The following is an 18390-nucleotide window of genomic DNA, read 5'->3' as shown; positions in this document are numbered from 1 at the left end:
CCTTTTTTATTTATGAGCTACATTTTTTCGTAATTTTAGTTCACTAACTAAAAATACTAAACATGTCAGACACAAAAAAAATTGCAGTTATACTTTCAGGTTGTGGTGTATTTGATGGAGCCGAAATACATGAATCAGTATTAACAATGTTGGCCATTGCCAAACAAGGAGCTGAATACACATTATTTGCGCCAGACATTAACCAACACCATGTGGTAAATCATATCACAGGTGATGAAATGAATGAGGAAAGAAATGTAATGATTGAAGCTGCACGTATTGCACGGGGCGCTATTAAACCTTTGAGTGAATTTAATGTAACAGATTTTGACGCATTGATGATGCCGGGAGGGTTTGGCGCAGCTAAAAACCTAAGCTCTTTTGCTTTTGAAGGTGCTGACAGCTCAGTTGAATCAGAAACAATGCGAGCCATCAAAGAAACTCATTCAGCAAAAAAACCAATTGGAGCATTATGCATTGCCCCGGCAGTAATTGCTAAAGCACTTGGAAATATTGAAGTTACCATTGGACAAGACAAAGGCACTGCTGACGCTATAGAAAAAATGGGGGCTACTCACAAGCAAACAAACCATGGTGAAGTGGTGATCGACCAAACAAATAAAATTGCAACTACCCCTTGTTATATGTTGGATGCTAATATTCTTCAAATAGCGGAAGGTGCCGAAAATGTTGTTAAAGCAACCATTGAAATGATTTAATTATTTGTTTTTAAAACATAAAAAAAACGCATCGAAATAAAATTCGATGCGTTTTTATTTTGTAAGATTTTACTCTACTATCTTGAGAATAACAATTCACGATATTTTGGCAATGGCCACATCTCGTTATCAACTGTTAATTCTAATTTATCGATATGATAACGAATATCATCTAAGTAAGGACGAACTTCTTTGTCATATGCAAAGGCTTTCTCTTCACCAGACTCAATTACATTACACTTCTTACGAGCTTCAGTCATATCTTTCACTTTAGCTTTGATAGCTGAGATATGTCCTGAAATAGTTTTAATTAGTTCTTTACGTGCAGCAGCAATTTCGTTAAACTCTTTCTCTGAGAAGATATCACGAATTCCTTGTACGTTTTGAATTAATTGTGTTTGATAAGCAACTGCTGTTGGTACGATATGGTTAATAGCCAAATCACCCAATGTACGAGACTCAATCTGGATCTTCATCATGAATTTCTCCATCTCAACCTCTACACGAGCTTCCAACTCACGCTCAGTCATAATACCTGTTTCACAAAGAATTTTCTTGCTATTAGCATCTAAATACTTTGTTAATGACTCAGGTACAGAAGTGATGTTAGTTAAACCACGCTTAGCAGCTTCTTCTTTCCACTCATCAGAATATCCATCGCCGTTGAAACGAATAGGATTAGATTCCAAAATAACTTTCTTAATAGTTTGGAAGATAGCTTCGTCTTTCTTAACGCCACTAGCAATCAAAGCATCAACATCTTTCTTAAATTCTTCTAATTGAAGAGCCATTGCAGCACTTAAAGCTGTTAACGGAGCAGCACAGTTAGTTGAAGAACCAACAGCACGGAACTCAAAACGGTTACCAGTAAATGCAAATGGTGATGTACGATTACGATCAGTGTTATCTAAAAGAATCTCAGGAATACGACCAATACCTAATTTAAGAGCTGTTTTCTCATCAGGAGTCATTTTCTGATCAGTAATTTTTTCAGCTAAATTATCTAAAGTATCAGCAATTTGAGATCCTGTAAATACAGAAAGAATTGCTGGTGGTGCTTCGTTAGCTCCCAAACGGTGACTGTTTGAAGAAGTTAAGATAGAAGCACGTAATAAATCCTGGCTCTTATAAACAGCTGCAATAGCGTTTACAACGAAAGTAAGGAACTGAAGATTTCCTTTTGGATTTTTACCAGGAGCCATTAATACTACACCTTTATCGGTAGATAATGACCAGTTATTGTGTTTACCTGAACCATTGATTCCGGCAAATGGTTTTTCGTGAAGTAGCACTTCGAATTTGTGGTGACGAGCAACACGCTTCATCAAATCCATCAACAACAAGTTGTGGTCGTTAGCCAAGTTAGCTTCTTCAAAAATAGGAGCTACCTCAAACTGGTTTGGAGCCACCTCGTTGTGACGAGTTTTAACTGGAATTCCTAAACGATGTGATTCAATCTCCAATTCAATCATGAATTTGGAAACACGCTCTGGAATAGAACCAAAATAGTGATCATCAAGCTGCTGATCTTTAGCAGATGAATGGCCCATTAATGTTCTACCAGCAACAATAAGGTCAGGACGTGCTTGGTAAAGAGCAGTATCAATCAAGAAATATTCTTGCTCCCATCCTAAATTTGTGTGAACCTTACGTACATCTTTATCGAAATACTGAGCTACAGCTACAGCAGCTTTATCTACTGCAGAAAGAGCTTTTAAGAAAGGTGTTTTATAATCTAAAGCTTCACCAGTGTATGAAATAAATACAGTAGGAATACAAAGAGTAGTACCTACGATAAATGCAGGTGAAGAAACATCCCATGCAGTATAACCACGTGCTTCAAATGTTTGACGTATACCACCTGATGGGAATGATGATGCATCTGGTTCTTGTTGAGCCAACAGTTTACCTGAGAAAGACTCAATCATATGTCCGTTATCCCCATAATCAAGGAAACCATCATGTTTTTCTGCAGTACCATCAGTCAATGGTTGAAACCAGTGAGTGTAGTGAGTAGCACCACGCTCCATTGCCCAGGCTTTCATTCCTGAAGCTACAGTGTCAGCAACTTTACGGTCGATTGATTCTCCCTTATCAATCGCAACTTTTACTGCTTTGTAAGCATCTTTACCAAGATACTTTGACATGGCATCCATGTTGAATACTAATTCTCCATAGTAGTCGGTTGCCTTTGCCGATGGGAATACAACTTCTTTTGCTTCCCTGTTCATTAACTCACCAAGAGCTTGAAATCTAAGTTTTGCCATATTCGCTTAATTTTTTATCGAGTTAGCAGCAACAAAAATAGATTTTTTTATCATATCACAATCATTTTTGGGGTCAAATTTGATAATTTTTTATTTTTTGACACAAAAAACCTTCATTTTGCAAGTAAAACAGAATATTTTTCGAAAGAATAAAGAAATAACCCTCTAATTAGATCAACTCTCTTTCTTTAATCATTTTTATAAAAAAAGTCACCTACCCCATATTTTTCGGATAGATGACTTTCAAATTTTATTAAAAAAGTAATACTCCCGGCATTAAACCTAAGGTGTTATAATTTTCGTTATTTACTTAGTTCAGCAAAATTTTTATAAAAATATGGAATGGTTTCAATTCCATTATAAAATTGTTCCAAAGGAAAATTCTCATTAGGTGAATGAATTGCATCCGATTCTAAACCAAATCCCATCAATACTGATTTCACTCCTAAAATTTCTTCAAAAGTTGAAATAATTGGAATAGAACCACCACTCCTGACAGGAACAGGCTTTTTACCAAACACAGTTTCACATGCCTTTTCTGCTGCCTTATAAGCTGGCAAATCAATCGGACATACGTAAGCTTGTCCTCCATGCAAAGATTCCACCTCCACTTTTACATAGTCAGGCGCAATGGATTCGAAATGATTTTTAAACAATTCAGCTATCTTTTCATGGTCCTGATCAGGCACTAAGCGAGATGATATTTTAGCATAAGCTTTTGATGGCAACACTGTTTTGGCACCTTCGCCTGTATATCCTCCCCAAATTCCACATACATCAAATGAAGGTCTAATACCCGTTCTTTCATTTGTAGAAAAGCCTTTTTCGCCATATAAAGCATCTACATCCAACGCTTTTTTATAGTCATCTTCGTTGTATGGTGCCTTAGCCATCATTGCTCTTTCTTCGGCTGACACCTCAATTACATCATCATAAAAACCGGGAATAGTGATATGGCCATTATTATCCACCATCTGAGTAATCATGTTAGCCAACACATTTATTGGATTGGCAACTGCTCCTCCGAACAAACCAGAGTGAAGATCACGGTTAGGACCGGTAACTTCAACCTGCCAGTATGCCAATCCTCTTAAACCTGTGGTAATAGTTGGTACATCGGGTGCAATCATTCCAGTATCAGAAACCAGAATTACATCTGATTGAAGCATTTCTTTATGCTCCTCACAAAACTTCGGTAAATTTGGAGATCCTACTTCTTCTTCCCCCTCAATTAAAAACTTAACATTACACTTTAATTGATTCGTCTTCACTAGGTATTCAAATGCTTTTGCATGCATAAAAGCCTGCCCCTTATCATCATCGGCACCACGCGCATAAATCTTACCATCTCTTACTTCTGGTTCAAAAGGAGGTGAATCCCAAAGATTAATTGGATCAACAGGCATCACATCCATATGACCATATACCATAACCGTTGGATAAGATGGATCAATTATTTTCTCACCGTATGTTACCGGATTTCCCGCTGTATCCATAATTTCAGCCTTATCAGCCCCTGCATCCAACAAAATTTTCTGCCACTGACCAGCTGCCTTGTACATGTCGGGTTTATGATCAGCAATTGAACTAATAGATGGGATTCGAATTAATTCGAATAACTCATCTAAAAATCTTTGTTTATTTTCTTCAATGTATTGTTTTAAGTCTTGCATATTATTTGGCTTATATTTTTATAATTTAATAATAATTAAGCAATTGACTCCATATTCAATCACCTTAAAAGAAATATTTCTATTTCTAATGATGAAAATAAGTATATCTCACCGAACAACCTAGGACATATCTCATGTTATGCCATCTTCTTTATAATTATTCTAAATAAAAGGAGCGATAACCGAATCAATCGATTATCGCTCCTATAATGTTTTTATAGTATTACCTACTTAATATTGTTGAAGACATTAGATACATCATCATCTTCTTCAAACTTAGCCAGCAATTTATCTATTTCAGCATGCTGCTCTTCGGTTAGTTCTTTAGTATCTTGAGGAATACGTTCAAATTCAGCTTTTTCAATTTCAAAGCCAGCTTCTTCAAGGTATTTCTGAATAGGACCAAAGGCTTCGAATTCACCATACACCATCATATAGCCATCCTCTTCAAATATCTCTTCGATACCAAAATCTATCATTTCAAGCTCCAACTCCTCAAGGTCAACCCCTTCTTTCATCACCACCTTAAAGTTACACTTATGCTCAAACATATAGTCAACACAACCGGTGGTACCTAACGAACCACCATACTTATTAAAGTAACTTCTTACATTGGCTACTGTGCGGGTTGGATTATCCGTTGCTGTTTCAACCATAAAGGCAGTTCCAAAAGGTCCGTACCCTTCATAAACAATCTCTTTATAATCGGCTGTATCTTTACTGGTAGCTTTTTTAATTGCACGCTCAACATTATCCTTGGGCATATTAGCCGCCTTGGCATTCTGAATTAAAACACGCAAACGAGAGTTACTTTGCGGATCAGGGCCACTTTCTTTTACACAGATAGTAATTTGCTTTCCAATCTTAGTAAATGTCTTGGCCATTGTGCCCCAGCGTTTCAATTTGGTGGCCTTACGATATTCAAATGCGCGTCCCATTATATAATATTAATCTGGTTTTAAATAAAAATGCAAATTTAAGGCTCATTTTTAAATTTCAATACTGAAGGCCTAAATTTTTAATCATTCAAATACAACAGTTAACACTTTTATGGTTTGACAGCTGATTATAAATTTTCAGATAGCGCGTATTTTACTATTTTTGTGAGGTACAAGCTAATGAGCGCATGACAAAAAATAAAAAGAAAGAACTAGCTATACTTAACCGCGATAAAGCTTTGATTAGAAAGCACAAAGCTACCTTTCTACTAAATGATAAGGAGAATGAGGCGATAGAAGCTTATTGCAAAAAGTATAAAATAGGTAATAAATCGAAGTTCATGCGCGAAACAGTTATGCGTGTTGTGATGGAACAATTCCTTGAAGACTACCCTACTCTTTTTGAAAAACAGGATTTAGATCGATTAATCACTTAATAGCTAACTGAGTTTGTAATTGCTCAATCCACTTACCTATACGATAATCACTCATATCGGGCTCATTATCTTCATCTAAAGCCAATCCAACAAAATGATCATCAACCACAGCTTCAGATTCTGAAAAATCATATCCTTCAGTAGACCAGTCACCAATAATATTCCAACCCTTTTCTTTTAATAAAAAGTAAAGTTTACCCATTCCATTACAAAAGGTATCGGGATAAGTTTGTTGATCTCCACAACCAAACAGAGCAAATGTTTTATCTTTCAGATCAAGGGACAAAAGCAAATCAACAAAAAGCTCAAAATCATCTTGCAAATTACCAACTCCCCAGGTAGAAGTTCCCAAAATGATTAAATCGTATTTCAGTATATCATCACTTCGCAAATCAATTACAGATTTACAATCGGCTCCCGGCCATTGCTTCTGAATTTTTTCAGCAACAAAATGAGTATTTCCTAATGATGATCCGTAGAATATCGCCGTCTTCATAATTTACAATGGTTAATGTTAGATGAAAACATATTCCCTCTCAAAAAGTTTAATGCTTTTTACGAATCAGGAATATTCCATCTCTTATTGGTAAAATAACCTTCTCTACTCTGTCATCACTCTTTACTTGATCATTAAAATCCAGAATTCCCTTGGTATATCTGTCATTCTTTTGAAGCTCCTGAACAATTTTACCATCCCACAAGATATTATCTGCTAAGATATATCCACCCGGCCGTACTTTATCAATCAATAAGTCGTAATACTCGGGATACACCCTTTTATCACCATCAATAAAAACCAGATCGTACATCTTATCCAACTGAGGAATCACCTCCAATGCATCACCAAAATGAAGATTGATTTTTTTATCAAATCCCGACTTTTCCAAAAAAGGCTTTACAAATGGTTCTAACTCATCATTAATTTCAATAGTATCTATAGTAGCACCTTCTTTTTCTAGACCTTGCGCCATACTAATTGCCGAATAACCTGTATAGGTTCCAATTTCTAACACATTGGTTGGAGCAATCATCTGTACCAGCATTTTTAAAATCTGCCCTTGTACATGACCACTTAACATGCGTGGCTGTAACATTTTTATATGTGTCTGACGATTTAATTCTTTCAGAACATCACTTTCGTCATCAATATGATCTAATATATATTGTTCCAGCTCGATTGAATACTCCATTATTATTGGTAAATTAAATATGACAATCGGTTATCAGCCAAAATTTCATTGGCAATTTCAAGCAGTTGTTTGGCGGTTATGGTATCAATTTTTTTATACACTTTTTCCAAACTATCTACCTGATCATACATTAAATAGCTCTTACCCATATTCAGCATCAAATTCTCACGATTATCGGCTGATATGGCCATTTGCCCTTTTAATTGCCTGATAGCTTTATGCAGTTGCAACGATCCAAGCTCTTTGGTTTTAAGCTTTTTTAGTTCGCGATCGACAATGGAAAAAGAACGATATAGATTTTCCTGATCCGTTCCAAAATAGATAGAGAAAACACCGGTTCCGAAATAAGGTGTATAAGATGATTCAACATTGTAAGCAATACCATTCTTCTCGCGCAAAGCCATATTCAAACGAGAATTCATTCCCGGACCACCTAAAAGATTATTTAATAAATGGAGATGCAAACGATTAGGATTCTTAAAATCATATGCCACATTCCCAATAATTACATGACTTTGATGTGTATCTTTTTCAACGGTTAACGACTGCGGAGTATATGGACTAACCTCTAACCTTTGATGCTGACGAAGATTAGTTGGTACCTGACCTAAATATTTTTCAGCCCAGGCAACAATTTTTTTAAATGAAACATTTCCTACGCTGGCAAACACCATTTGATCGGTATTGTAATTACGATCGATAAATTGCTTAATTTCTTTTTTACCAAAAGTCTTCAAATGCTCAGGAGTTCCCAGGATATTTCTTCCCATAGGATCATTCGCAAACACCATCTCTTCAAATTCGTCAAAAATCAATTCTGCCGGACTATCTTTATACGAATTGATTTCGTCAACAATTACTTCTTTTTCCTTCTCAATTTCTTTATCAGGAAAAACAGAATTAAAAGTAATATCCTGAATTAACTCAATGGCACGCTGAAAATCCTGCTTTAGAAATGAAGCATAAATACATGTCTCCTCCTTGGTTGTGTAGGCATTTAATTCGCCACCTACATCATCTAAACGACTTAGAATATGATATGCTTTTCTTTTTTTGGTTCCTTTAAACACGACATGCTCAATAAAGTGAGCCATCCCATGTTCTTTTTCATCTTCATCGCGTGAACCCGTATTTATTATCAATCCGCAATACCCAACAGGAGACTTATCCTGCTTATGAATAATGCGAATACCATTTGGCAGTGTAAAATTCTGATATTCCATTAAAAAATTTATGAGGCGCAAAATTACTAAATATCAAGCAAATTAGCATACCTCATCAGAAAAAGAAAAAGTAAAATTTTAAAAATGATTTTGTGTTATAAAATCTTTCCGTATATTTGCACCGCATTTGAACGGAAATGCTCCTGAAAGCCCCGATAAATGGGGATTTTTAATGATTGGTGCCATAGCTCAGTTGGTAGAGCAACGGACTGAAAATCCGTGTGTCCCTGGTTCGATTCCAGGTGGCACCACCAGTCTTGAGAGACTGATTTTAGGGTTAATTAGTTCTGTGAGGACAGGACTAATATTAAAGGGTAAAGGGTTATTGTTCGTTATTTTTACTTCGGTAGAAATAACATGGTGCCATAGCTCAGTTGGTAGAGCAACGGACTGAAAATCCGTGTGTCCCTGGTTCGATTCCAGGTGGCACCACAAAGAGGTTAATTTCGAAAGAAGTTAACCTTTTTTTTATCTAAGAACTTTCTTGAAATAAAAAAGCACTTAACGAATATCGACAAGTGCTTCATATCATTTCCAATTACAATGCTATTCTAACAATTTATTCAGAAAAAGCGCCAATCTATATCCGGCTTTTTGAATTTGTTGATACACAACCGGGCTATATTGATAGTTATACACGTAACTATAATTCTTATCTCCCAGATTTTCATAAATATTTTTTGTGATTTCATGAGTCTCATCAATCCAATCCACCACACTAATATTTTGCCATTCCCGTAACTCCTCCTTTTGAGGCTCTCCTGCAAAAACAGCAAGCTCTTTATAACTCAACCGACTATAATCTATTAAATCTTCATCCCACAACTTATGCAGATTACTCTTTTGTCGAAACCATTGAACTTCCACCCTATTTCCTCCTAAATCTTCTGATAATGCTACATGCATAGGCTGATGCGCATCTCCTACCAAATGAATTATAAACTTCAATGCAATAGCTTTTTCTTCATTGGATGATGTTTTACTTTGCAACATCTCAACCATATTTTCCATTACAGAAACTAAATCACCTTTAGGATTTTTATCAGCTTGCTCATATTTCGCATCCAATGGCATATTTACGTAATGAGGTAAACTATTATATGGATTGTCTTTATCGGAACGAATTTCATCAGCCCAATTTGCAAAAAGTGGTAAATAATCGTTACCCAAAATATCTTTAACTTTTGCTTTAGTTTTAGCCGATAATTGACCGTAAGCTATTTCCGCAATAGCCCTATGCCCCGTGCTTCCCCAAGCCGAAGCCTGTTGTACCGATAATATACAAACACTCAAGAGCAATAAATAAGAACGCATTTTTTTCATTATAACTATTTTAAGTTGTGTGATTCTTCAACAATTATACCACAGAAACTATCTATTTTTTTTAAAAATTTTCTACAGAACCAATGTTACTGAATTCACACACAAATTCTGGCATTTGGCATAAAGCAAAAAACTTTAAATAATTTTTCTTTAAACAACTATTGCCAAGTGAATGAATAAAAGAGTAATTTAGGGTCAAATATACCGAAAACATGTTATTAAAGATATACGAAAACAACCCGAATGAACGAGAATTAAAAAAGGTTGTAGATGTATTACGCAATGGAGGTCTGGTAATTTACCCTACTGACACAATCTATGGTATTGGCTGTGATATTTACAATGCAAAAGCTGTTGAAAAAGTGGCCCGCATTAAAGGCATTAATCTAAAGAAGGCTAATCTATCGTTTATTTGCTATGATTTAAGCCATATTTCAGACTTTACCAAGCCATTAAATAATCATGTTTTTAAAATGATGAAGAGACACTTACCTGGTCCATTTACCTTTATTGTAAATGCCAATAGCAATGTTCCCAAACTATTTAAAAACAATAAAAAGACGGTAGGTATTCGCGTACCCGACAATAACATAATACGCACTTTGGTTGATTTACTTGGCAACCCCATTCTATCCACTTCAGTTAAAGAAGATGATGATATACTTGAATACAGTACTGATCCTGAATTAATCCACGAAAAATTTTCAGATCTGGTAGATATTGTAATTGATGGCGGTTATGGTGGTAACGAACCATCCACCATCATAGACTGCACCAGTGACGAATTGGAAATTACCCGTCAAGGATTGGGTATTGTTGAATTTTAATTAAACCGTTATTGCGCCCTTTATTCTTTCCAGAAATAAGGAGAGAAGATTAGTATTACGGTGAATATTTCTAAACGACCAATCAACATTAAAATAGATAGAAACCATTTACCAAAGGCCGGTATATTATAAAAGTTCGATGCTGGTCCCACTTCGCCCAAGCCCGGACCAATATTACCTATTGAGGTAGCTACAGCTCCCAGCGACGTATCAAGACTATATCCCATCATACTCATAACAATCATACTCAAGCCCACTATCATCATATAAATTACAATAAAAGCCAACACATTAGTAATGATTCCCTGCCCAACAGCACGCTCGTTGTATCGAACCGGAATTACTGCATTTGGATGAACTAATCGCTTTAGTTCGTAATAACTATTTTTCATCAACAATACTATACGAACTATTTTAATTCCTCCCCCCGTTGATCCGGCTGATCCACCAAAAAACATCAACAAGAAGATGATGATGCTTAAGAAAGGCGCCCACAATAAATAATCAGCAGTAGCATAACCTGTTGTAGTTATAATAGATACTACCTGAAAAAGACTATCTCTTACACTTTGTTCTATCCCTTCAGATCCTCCGGTAAAATACAACACCACTGCCACAACCAGGCTCATGCCAACTACAATCCCAAAGTACGATTGAAATTCTTCATCTTTTATCACCTTCGAAAAACGTCCTTTAAGAGCACTAAATGACAAGGTAAAGTTAGCCCCTGCCAAAAACATAAAAAAGATCATTACATATTGCAGGTAAGACGAATCATAATATGCTATACTGGCTTGTTTGGTTGAATATCCACCTGTAGCCATAGTGGTGAAAGAATGACAAATAGCATCAAAAGGTGTCATCCCACCTAATACCAACAATAAAGCTTCAACCAAAGTAAATAATACATAAATACCATAAAGGCGCTTTGCTGTTTCTTTTATTCGTGGGTGTAACTTATCCGGAACCGGCCCTGGGACCTCAGCAACGAACATCTGCATCCCGCCAACTCCTAACAATGGTAAAATAGCTAAAGATAGTACTATGATTCCCATTCCTCCCAGCCACTGAATCAAACTACGCCAGAACAGCAAACCATGAGGTAAGGCCTCAATATCGTTTAAGATACTACTACCGGTTGTTGTAAAACCAGAAATTGTTTCAAAAAAAGCATCTGTAAAAGAAGGAATAGCACCACTCAACCAAAATGGAAGTAATCCAAAAATGGAGAATACCACCCAAACCATTGTAACCACAAGGTACCCTTCTCGTTTACCTATATCCTTTGGTGCTTTGAAGAATATTCCTGCAATAGTACCTCCTATAGAAATACAAATTCCTGAAGATATCAGATGATACGGTAAATCATACTCATTATACAAGGCTGCAATCCCTGCAGACAACAACATAAATACACCTTCAACCACCAATAGCAGCCCAAGAACCAATAAAATAAACCTTGAATTCAACATGTTATAAAGTCAAGTGTAACCAGTCAATTAGCAGTAAAAATAAGCAGACTTATTTATTTCGCCAGAAATGCGGTGAAAAAAGTATCAACACAGAGAATAATTCCAAACGCCCTAACAGCATCAGTAAAGATAATACCCACTTACCAGCCTCGGGAACAGAAAGGAAATTATTCATTGGTCCAACAGTCCCTAACCCCGGGCCAATTCCTCCCATTGTTGTAGCGGCAGCTCCCATTGCTGAATTCATATCCATCCCTAAAAAAGTAAGAACAAAAGATCCTGCAGTGAAGATGACAAAATACAAAATAACAAATGCCATTACCTTAAACACAACCTCTTTAGGAATAGCTTTATCTCTAATCTTTAATGAAAAAACTGCCAAAGGATGCGTTAGACGTTTAAATTCCAACATTGTATTTTTCACCAGAATATGATGACGCATAATCTTTATACCTCCAGAAGTACTTCCTGCACTAGCTCCCATAAACATTAATAAAAAGATAGCGTATGTGAAGTACGGATGCCAGGCAGTATAATCAGCTGACACAAATCCGGTTGTTGTTACAATACTAACCACTTGAAAAAGTGCTGCCCGAAATGATGGCTCAGCAGGAAAATGATCATACAAAGCAAGTGTACCAGCGATTAATACCGCCACAGCCAAAACCACTAAGGCGTATAATTGCAACTCTTTATTTTCAATTACCTTTTTAAATTTTCCTTTCCACAAAAAATAAAACAAGGTAAAGTTTGTTCCGGCAAAAAACATAAAAACAATCACCACATACTGTATATATGGTGAATATCCCATCATACTATCATTCTTGGTTGAGAATCCACCGGATGCAATGGTACCAAAACTATGACACAAAGCATCAAACATAGGCATTCCGCCTAAAACCAAAAAAATAGTTTCAAGTCCGATAAGCGAAACATATATCCCCCACAGACTCTTTGCTGTTTTAGCTATACGCGGATGCAATTGTTCATTGGTAACACCTCCTGCTTCAGCATTAAACAACTGCATTCCACCAAAACCGAAATAAGGTAAGATAGCAACAGCCAACACAACAATTCCCATTCCTCCAAGCAAATGAGTTACACTGCGCCATAATAATATTCCGTGAGGCAAACCTTCGATATCGGTTATTACTGAAGCTCCGGTAGTAGTAAATCCTGAGATAGATTCAAAAAAAGCATCTGTAAAACGAGGAACCGTTCCACTTAATATGTAAGGTAAACTGCCAAATAAAGCAATTACAATCCATACAAATGTAACTACAATAAATCCCTCACGCTTAATCAGATCCTTTGGAACATTACGGGTCAGAAGCCAGGCAGATCCACCTACTCCCATTGCAATTAAACCCGAATAGGTTAATGCCAATGTATCTCCTTCCTGATAGAAGTATGCCACCAAGGCACACACAAGCATAAACAAGGCCTCGAACACAAGAACTAGCCCGAGGATATTAATGATAAACTTTTTATTCAACATGGGTTATGTACAAAAAAATGCCAGTATATCTAGCTAAACATCTTTTCAACCTTAGGAATCCCTGAAGGCATAGCAAACATCACAACTTTATCATTAGGTTCGATAACAGTGTCACCTGTTGCTATAATAGCAGATTCCCCTCTAATAATTCCACCAATATTCACATCCTTTGGAAGACCTAACTTACGCAATGGACCTTTGGTAATTTTTGATCCTGGTTGAGCGGTTAACTCTAAAACCTCTGCATCAGTAGCCGTTAAACATCTTACATGAGAAACATTCGCCCTTAAGGTATATCGGTATATATGGCTCGCAGCAATTAATTTCTTATTAATCAAAGTACCAATACCAATATTTTCAGCTAAATCGATGTAATCGATATTTTCAACCTCAGCAACCGTCTTGGGAACTCCCATTTTCTTAGCCAACTGACAAGCCAGAATATTTACCTCTGAATTACCTGTAACAGCAACAAAGGCATCCATCTTTTTAATCCCTTCATCTTTCAACAACTCCAGGTTACGACCATCACCATTTATCACTAATGTATTTGATAACTGATCAGCCAGACGAATAGCTCGTTCTTTATCAATCTCAATCAGCTTAATATTGTATTTTCCTTCCAGGCCTTCAGCTACTTTTTTACCAATACGGCTTCCTCCAAGGATCATTACATTTTTAATCTCAAACTGTTTTTTACCGGCATCAACCATCACCTGCTTAACAGCCGACTTGGTAGTAATAACATAAACCAAATCGTTATGTCTCAATACATCCTGACCGCGAGGAATAATTGTTTCTCCACTTCTTAGAATGGCAACCACATTATATTCCTGCTTTTCATACATAGCCGATATTTCAGCTAATGTTTTACCAACAATCAAAGCATTATCGCGAACCTTTAAAGCAAACATCACCAACTTACTTCCGGTAAACTCAAACATCTGACGTGTACCTACCTGTTTTAATGATGCACGGACCTCTTTAGCCCCTAATTGTTCAGGATAAATTAACTCATCAATACCCAACTTCTTGAAAAATAATTTATTTTCCTCCATCAAATACTCATGATTATTAACCCTTGCTACCGTTGTTTTAGCCCCCAGCTGCTTGGCTAATATGCAAGATAGAATACTCATATCCTGATAAGGCGGTACAGCAATAAATAAATCGCATGATTTAACATTGGCCTCTCTCAAATCTTCAATTGAAGAAATGGTTCCAACAATGGTCATCAGATCAAAATGAGAATCTACTTGTTTAAGCTTTTCCTCATCTTCATCCATAAGTATTACGTCATGATTGGCATTACAAAACATCTTTGCCAGATGTGTACCTACCTCTCCTGCTCCTGCAATAAAAATCCTCATGATGATATAAATCTATTTCCCTAAAATTACCCAAGGCAAAAAACATCGCAAATTAAGATATAATAAGGGCATATATCCAAATAATATTGATAGAAATAACATCCTAATTAAGCAAGATGCCCGCAAGCGTTATGAAACACTAGGGTTTCATAATGCTATTTTTTTTATCACCAACACTATTCAAACCGCCTCCATACAACATAATACAATTCAAATCTTCTCCATCTCCATTTAGGGGGCTATTATCGCTTTGAACATTGAATATATAATCAAACTTCTCATCTATGGCAATAGGGGATTTCTTTAAATATTTCCTCACAACCAGTACTGATCTTCCATTAACCATCCTAGCGTTAAAAACCGAATCAGCATTCATACATTGTTGATAAATCACAGGTTTATTTGAGACACCTATATTTGACCATAATCCATCAAACAACCAGTCAATTTCTTTTTTCGTCATTTTATCACTAACAATAAGTTCATTCACAAATGGATCAAAGTAATTAACAACCATACCCTTCTCTGTTTCAACTGCAACTATTCCTTTTTCAGGCATTATTAAACGATTAAGATGTAGACTTCCAACAAATAATATCGCCATTAATAAGAACAATTGTAAGCTCTTAAGAGTTTTCAGCTCAATACGAATTAACAAGGTAATTAGCGCAATAAACAAAAGAGCCATCTGCCAATAAGTAAATGGTATATGATGCAGTGATGAATATGAAAGTCCACTTATGGCCTCTGTTGTATGATTCATATAGCTTAATAAATCGCTTAAAGCAGGAACTATAAGTTGCATTAAAAAAGAAACCGGACTAAATACAGCTCCCAAAACACTTAATACTAAAACAGGTGTAACAATTGGAATAAGCATCCAATTGGTTAAAGCAAAAAATACCGGAAACTGATGAAAAGTTGCTATGCTTATGGGAAGTGCTCCTAATTGTGCAGTAATTGACAATGCAAGTATGGACCAAAACCATCTGAATGGAGGAAATTTAAAATAAATCAATCTATCAAAATAGGGATAGAACAAAACAATACCTGCAACTGCACAATGACTTAACCAAAAACCTACACTATAAACAAACAAGGGATCGATTAAGAGAATAATAAACATTGAAATTGATAGCAGGTTAATAATATAAATCCGTCGTTGACTTAGCCTGCCTATCTCAATTACAGAAAACATTATAGTCGCACGTAATACCGAAGCCGAAAAACCAGTTAACAGAGCATATAACCATAAAGTAATAAACACTGATATAAAAACAGATTTTCGGTTTTTAAATAGTTTTTTAAAAAGCCCGGAAACAAGAAGATAAATAATACCAACATGAAGCCCAGAAACTGCTAATAAATGCATTGCGCCGGCATCTACAAAAGCTTGTTTTTGCTCAAACGTTAACTGATGCTTATCTCCCAAAAACATAGCATTAATAATTGCCAGCTCCTCCTTACCCATTCCATTTTCCAGGAATCGTTCATTTAAATATTCTTTGTAACTAATCAAGAACAATTCCAGATCTGAGAACCCATTGCTGTCCGCAGATAAATCAGAATCGAATACAATAAGACGAAAAGAAATTCTATTATTCTTTAGGTACTGCGAATAATTAAATTGATAAGGCATTACCGGAGCATCAAATGGCAGTAACCTGCCACTGACATTCAAATTACTTCCTGAACCTATTCTTACATCATTCGTAGATTTTGAAACGTAAATAATTCCATCTTTATTTATTAAGTAACGTAGTGAATCATGCGGGACATTTTTAATTTTAGCTTTGTATTTATTATTCTTCTCAGTTTCACCAATCCACTTTCTTACTTGCACTTTAAATGAAACCTCATTAATTGAATCAATGATTACAGGCGCCCGTAAAGAATGATATGTAACACCAAAACATATCATAAATAAAATCATTAATACTCCTGACAAAAAACCTAATTTAAAGACAGGTCGTTTCTGATAGAGATAAACAAATAACCCATACCCCAACATCACAAGAAGGGTTGTAATCCCTAATAGTACAATTGAAATGTCAAACTGATTAAAAAGCCAAATTCCGATAATAAAGGGAACAACCACCTTTAAAAAAGGAGAATAAGAAAAGAATAATTTAACCATTTTATATTACGTAAAGTATTCAATATATTAAATACTTTACGTAAATTCAATTATTACTTCTTAAAAAACCGAATTGCAAAGTTAAATACTATAAGTACTGAAGAAATACAAAGCAATCCATATCCAACCCCCATGTACTGAACTAAAAAGCCTAAGACAACAGCAAAAACCGATGTAAAAATAGTTTCGCTTTGAGATTCTGCTGATAGAACTGTTGCCATAATTTTATCATCAAAATTTCCACTTACATATTTAACAGCCAAGGGTCTGCGTGCATTTTGAACAATTAAAACAAATGCAAAAAACAAAATTGCCATTAACTTCCATTCCAAAACATACATAATTCCAGCTATCGCCCCTCCAATCCATCCAAACAATTGTATAATTACCAAACCCGATAATACATCTTTAAATAAAGCTTCTACTTTATAAACACGTTGGCTCACCATAGCATTAATTAAATACAGAATTGAATAAACTACACCTATTACTATTGCAGATTTCTTTTTATCGGGTAAATCGGTAAGAAAAGGCAAACTTATAGCCAACCCAACCAACAATGGCTGAATAAAATCTTTTACAGCTTTATAGTATCCGGTATAACTACTTGTAGTTACAATAATACGGAAAGGCTTCCACTCAGAGAATGCTTGTTTTACTGAAGTAAAAAACTCTTTAAACAATTGTCCAACATGATGCTTTTGTTGCCTGCCATCTCCATTAAGATAGGAAGGATAAGACATCATTAAAAATAAATCAATAACATAAGGAATAACTGACATCAAAAAGATGAATTTATAAGATCCTGTATAAAATACGAAAGCGGCACTTAAAACGGATGCTAATGCTGATCCTCTTTGCGACCAGGATCGGGTTCTGCCATAATAGGCTGTTTTTGAATCTTCCCAACCATTCTTCTTCAAATAGGCTAAAATCATAGCCTTATGGGTACCCGAACGAAATGCATCTCCAACTCCATAAAATACAAAAGCTACAAGAAAACCAACAAAACCCGTTAGAAAATAAAACATTAAAAAACTAATAATGTATGCCGCAAAAGCAAATATCAAAGATCGCTTTCGCCCAACAATATCAGCAATTATACCCGATGGAACCTCCAGAATATTTATACTTATTTCACGTACACCGTATAAAACCCCAATTTGAGCATAAGAAATTCCTTTTTCGAGAAAGAACAATAACAAAAAAGGATCGAAGAAACGCAAATTCTTAAAAAAACCGTAGGCACAGAATTTATAAAATTGTAAATCCTTTTGATAGCTAATACCCCTTTTACTCATAATTTAAGTATTACA

General features: G+C 35.7%; 15 protein-coding genes and 2 tRNA genes. 5 read left to right on the top strand and 12 right to left on the bottom strand.

The features are described 5' to 3' along the window. Positions 1-62 precede the first annotated feature (62 nt). On the top strand, positions 63-719 hold the full coding sequence (gene elbB / locus KEM10_RS11655; protein WP_212216178.1) for an isoprenoid biosynthesis glyoxalase ElbB: 657 nt from the start codon (positions 63-65) through the stop codon (positions 717-719). A gap of 77 nt (positions 720-796) precedes the next feature. Here elbB and KEM10_RS11650 read toward each other — a convergent pair whose 3' ends face one another. The 3 genes from KEM10_RS11650 to KEM10_RS11640 all read right to left on the bottom strand — a co-directional run bounded on the left by KEM10_RS11650 (position 797) and on the right by KEM10_RS11640 (position 5597). After that, positions 797-2986 carry a glutamine synthetase III family protein gene (locus KEM10_RS11650; protein WP_212216177.1) on the bottom strand — a complete coding sequence of 730 codons (2190 nt, stop codon included), beginning with the start codon at positions 2984-2986 and terminating at the stop codon, positions 797-799. A 302-nt stretch (positions 2987-3288) separates the two neighbouring features. Next, complete coding sequence (locus KEM10_RS11645) at positions 3289-4659, bottom strand: dipeptidase (protein ID WP_212216176.1); 1371 nt, start codon at positions 4657-4659, stop codon at positions 3289-3291. A gap of 227 nt (positions 4660-4886) precedes the next feature. After that, on the bottom strand, positions 4887-5597 hold the full coding sequence (locus KEM10_RS11640) for a YebC/PmpR family DNA-binding transcriptional regulator (RefSeq protein ID WP_212216175.1): 711 nt from the start codon (positions 5595-5597) through the stop codon (positions 4887-4889). A 188-nt stretch (positions 5598-5785) separates the two neighbouring features. Here KEM10_RS11640 and KEM10_RS11635 point away from each other — a divergent pair, with 188 nt between their 5' ends. Then, on the top strand, positions 5786-6034 hold the full coding sequence (locus KEM10_RS11635; protein WP_212216174.1) for a hypothetical protein: 249 nt from the start codon (positions 5786-5788) through the stop codon (positions 6032-6034). On the opposite strand, the gene KEM10_RS11630 is transcribed toward KEM10_RS11635, so the two are convergent. From KEM10_RS11630 to KEM10_RS11620, 3 genes are read right to left on the bottom strand one after another with little or no spacing between them, the layout of a single operon-like run. Continuing rightward, entirely contained in the window at positions 6027-6530 is a 504-nt protein-coding gene (locus tag KEM10_RS11630) for a flavodoxin (RefSeq protein ID WP_244825781.1), read from the bottom strand. The genes KEM10_RS11635 and KEM10_RS11630 overlap by 8 nt on opposite strands. Before the next feature lie 49 nt (positions 6531-6579). Continuing rightward, a complete protein-coding gene (locus KEM10_RS11625) occupies positions 6580-7224 on the bottom strand; it encodes an O-methyltransferase (RefSeq protein WP_212216173.1) in 645 nt (214 codons plus the stop codon). Between the two features lie 2 nt (positions 7225-7226). Next, positions 7227-8447, bottom strand: a complete 1221-nt coding sequence (locus KEM10_RS11620; RefSeq protein ID WP_212216172.1) for a M16 family metallopeptidase — start codon at positions 8445-8447, stop codon at positions 7227-7229. Positions 8448-8625: 178 nt separating this feature from the next. On the opposite strand from KEM10_RS11620, the gene KEM10_RS11615 reads away from it, so the two are divergent. Next, positions 8626-8701: transfer RNA gene (locus tag KEM10_RS11615), tRNA-Phe, on the top strand. A gap of 105 nt (positions 8702-8806) precedes the next feature. Beyond that, a tRNA-Phe gene (locus tag KEM10_RS11610) sits at positions 8807-8879 on the top strand. A 114-nt stretch (positions 8880-8993) separates the two neighbouring features. Here the strand turns inward: KEM10_RS11610 and KEM10_RS11605 are convergent. Further along, complete coding sequence (locus KEM10_RS11605; RefSeq protein WP_212216171.1) at positions 8994-9770, bottom strand: S1/P1 nuclease; 777 nt, start codon at positions 9768-9770, stop codon at positions 8994-8996. Between the two features lie 212 nt (positions 9771-9982). Between KEM10_RS11605 and KEM10_RS11600 the strand changes: the two genes are divergently transcribed. Continuing rightward, positions 9983-10597, top strand: a complete 615-nt coding sequence (locus tag KEM10_RS11600) for an L-threonylcarbamoyladenylate synthase (protein WP_212216170.1) — start codon at positions 9983-9985, stop codon at positions 10595-10597. A 20-nt stretch (positions 10598-10617) separates the two neighbouring features. Here the strand turns inward: KEM10_RS11600 and KEM10_RS11595 are convergent, their stop codons facing one another. From KEM10_RS11595 to KEM10_RS11575, 5 genes are all read right to left on the bottom strand, one after another. After that, on the bottom strand, positions 10618-12069 hold the full coding sequence (locus tag KEM10_RS11595) for a TrkH family potassium uptake protein (RefSeq protein ID WP_212216169.1): 1452 nt from the start codon (positions 12067-12069) through the stop codon (positions 10618-10620). Positions 12070-12118: 49 nt separating this feature from the next. Beyond that, on the bottom strand, positions 12119-13504 hold the full coding sequence (locus tag KEM10_RS11590; RefSeq protein WP_212216168.1) for a TrkH family potassium uptake protein: 1386 nt from the start codon (positions 13502-13504) through the stop codon (positions 12119-12121). Positions 13505-13596: 92 nt separating this feature from the next. Next, positions 13597-14937 carry a Trk system potassium transporter TrkA gene (trkA, locus tag KEM10_RS11585; RefSeq protein ID WP_212216167.1) on the bottom strand — a complete coding sequence of 447 codons (1341 nt, stop codon included), beginning with the start codon at positions 14935-14937 and terminating at the stop codon, positions 13597-13599. A 139-nt stretch (positions 14938-15076) separates the two neighbouring features. After that, complete coding sequence (locus KEM10_RS11580; RefSeq protein WP_212216166.1) at positions 15077-17074, bottom strand: ComEC/Rec2 family competence protein; 1998 nt, start codon at positions 17072-17074, stop codon at positions 15077-15079. Between the two features lie 53 nt (positions 17075-17127). Beyond that, complete coding sequence (locus KEM10_RS11575) at positions 17128-18375, bottom strand: MFS transporter (RefSeq protein WP_212216165.1); 1248 nt, start codon at positions 18373-18375, stop codon at positions 17128-17130. Positions 18376-18390 lie beyond the last annotated feature (15 nt).

The sequence above is a fragment of the Carboxylicivirga linearis genome, assembly GCF_018271995.1.
GTDB lineage: Bacteria > Bacteroidota > Bacteroidia > Bacteroidales > Marinilabiliaceae > Carboxylicivirga > Carboxylicivirga linearis.
Note: the sequence above shows the minus strand (reverse complement) of the source record. Positions and strands in the feature narration are given on the sequence as shown.

Coding starts and splice junctions, on each gene's coding strand:
- elbB (WP_212216178.1), top strand. CDS start 63: ATGTCAGACACAAAAAAAATTGCAGTTATACTTTCAGGTTGTGGTGTA.
- KEM10_RS11650 (WP_212216177.1), bottom strand. CDS start 2,986: ATGGCAAAACTTAGATTTCAAGCTCTTGGTGAGTTAATGAACAGGGAA.
- KEM10_RS11645 (WP_212216176.1), bottom strand. CDS start 4,659: ATGCAAGACTTAAAACAATACATTGAAGAAAATAAACAAAGATTTTTA.
- KEM10_RS11640 (WP_212216175.1), bottom strand. CDS start 5,597: ATGGGACGCGCATTTGAATATCGTAAGGCCACCAAATTGAAACGCTGG.
- KEM10_RS11635 (WP_212216174.1), top strand. CDS start 5,786: ATGACAAAAAATAAAAAGAAAGAACTAGCTATACTTAACCGCGATAAA.
- KEM10_RS11630 (WP_244825781.1), bottom strand. CDS start 6,530: ATGAAGACGGCGATATTCTACGGATCATCATTAGGAAATACTCATTTT.
- KEM10_RS11625 (WP_212216173.1), bottom strand. CDS start 7,224: ATGGAGTATTCAATCGAGCTGGAACAATATATATTAGATCATATTGAT.
- KEM10_RS11620 (WP_212216172.1), bottom strand. CDS start 8,447: ATGGAATATCAGAATTTTACACTGCCAAATGGTATTCGCATTATTCAT.
- KEM10_RS11605 (WP_212216171.1), bottom strand. CDS start 9,770: ATGAAAAAAATGCGTTCTTATTTATTGCTCTTGAGTGTTTGTATATTA.
- KEM10_RS11600 (WP_212216170.1), top strand. CDS start 9,983: ATGTTATTAAAGATATACGAAAACAACCCGAATGAACGAGAATTAAAA.
- KEM10_RS11595 (WP_212216169.1), bottom strand. CDS start 12,069: ATGTTGAATTCAAGGTTTATTTTATTGGTTCTTGGGCTGCTATTGGTG.
- KEM10_RS11590 (WP_212216168.1), bottom strand. CDS start 13,504: ATGCTTGTGTGTGCCTTGGTGGCATACTTCTATCAGGAAGGAGATACA.
- trkA (WP_212216167.1), bottom strand. CDS start 14,937: ATGAGGATTTTTATTGCAGGAGCAGGAGAGGTAGGTACACATCTGGCA.
- KEM10_RS11580 (WP_212216166.1), bottom strand. CDS start 17,074: ATGGTTAAATTATTCTTTTCTTATTCTCCTTTTTTAAAGGTGGTTGTT.
- KEM10_RS11575 (WP_212216165.1), bottom strand. CDS start 18,375: ATGAGTAAAAGGGGTATTAGCTATCAAAAGGATTTACAATTTTATAAA.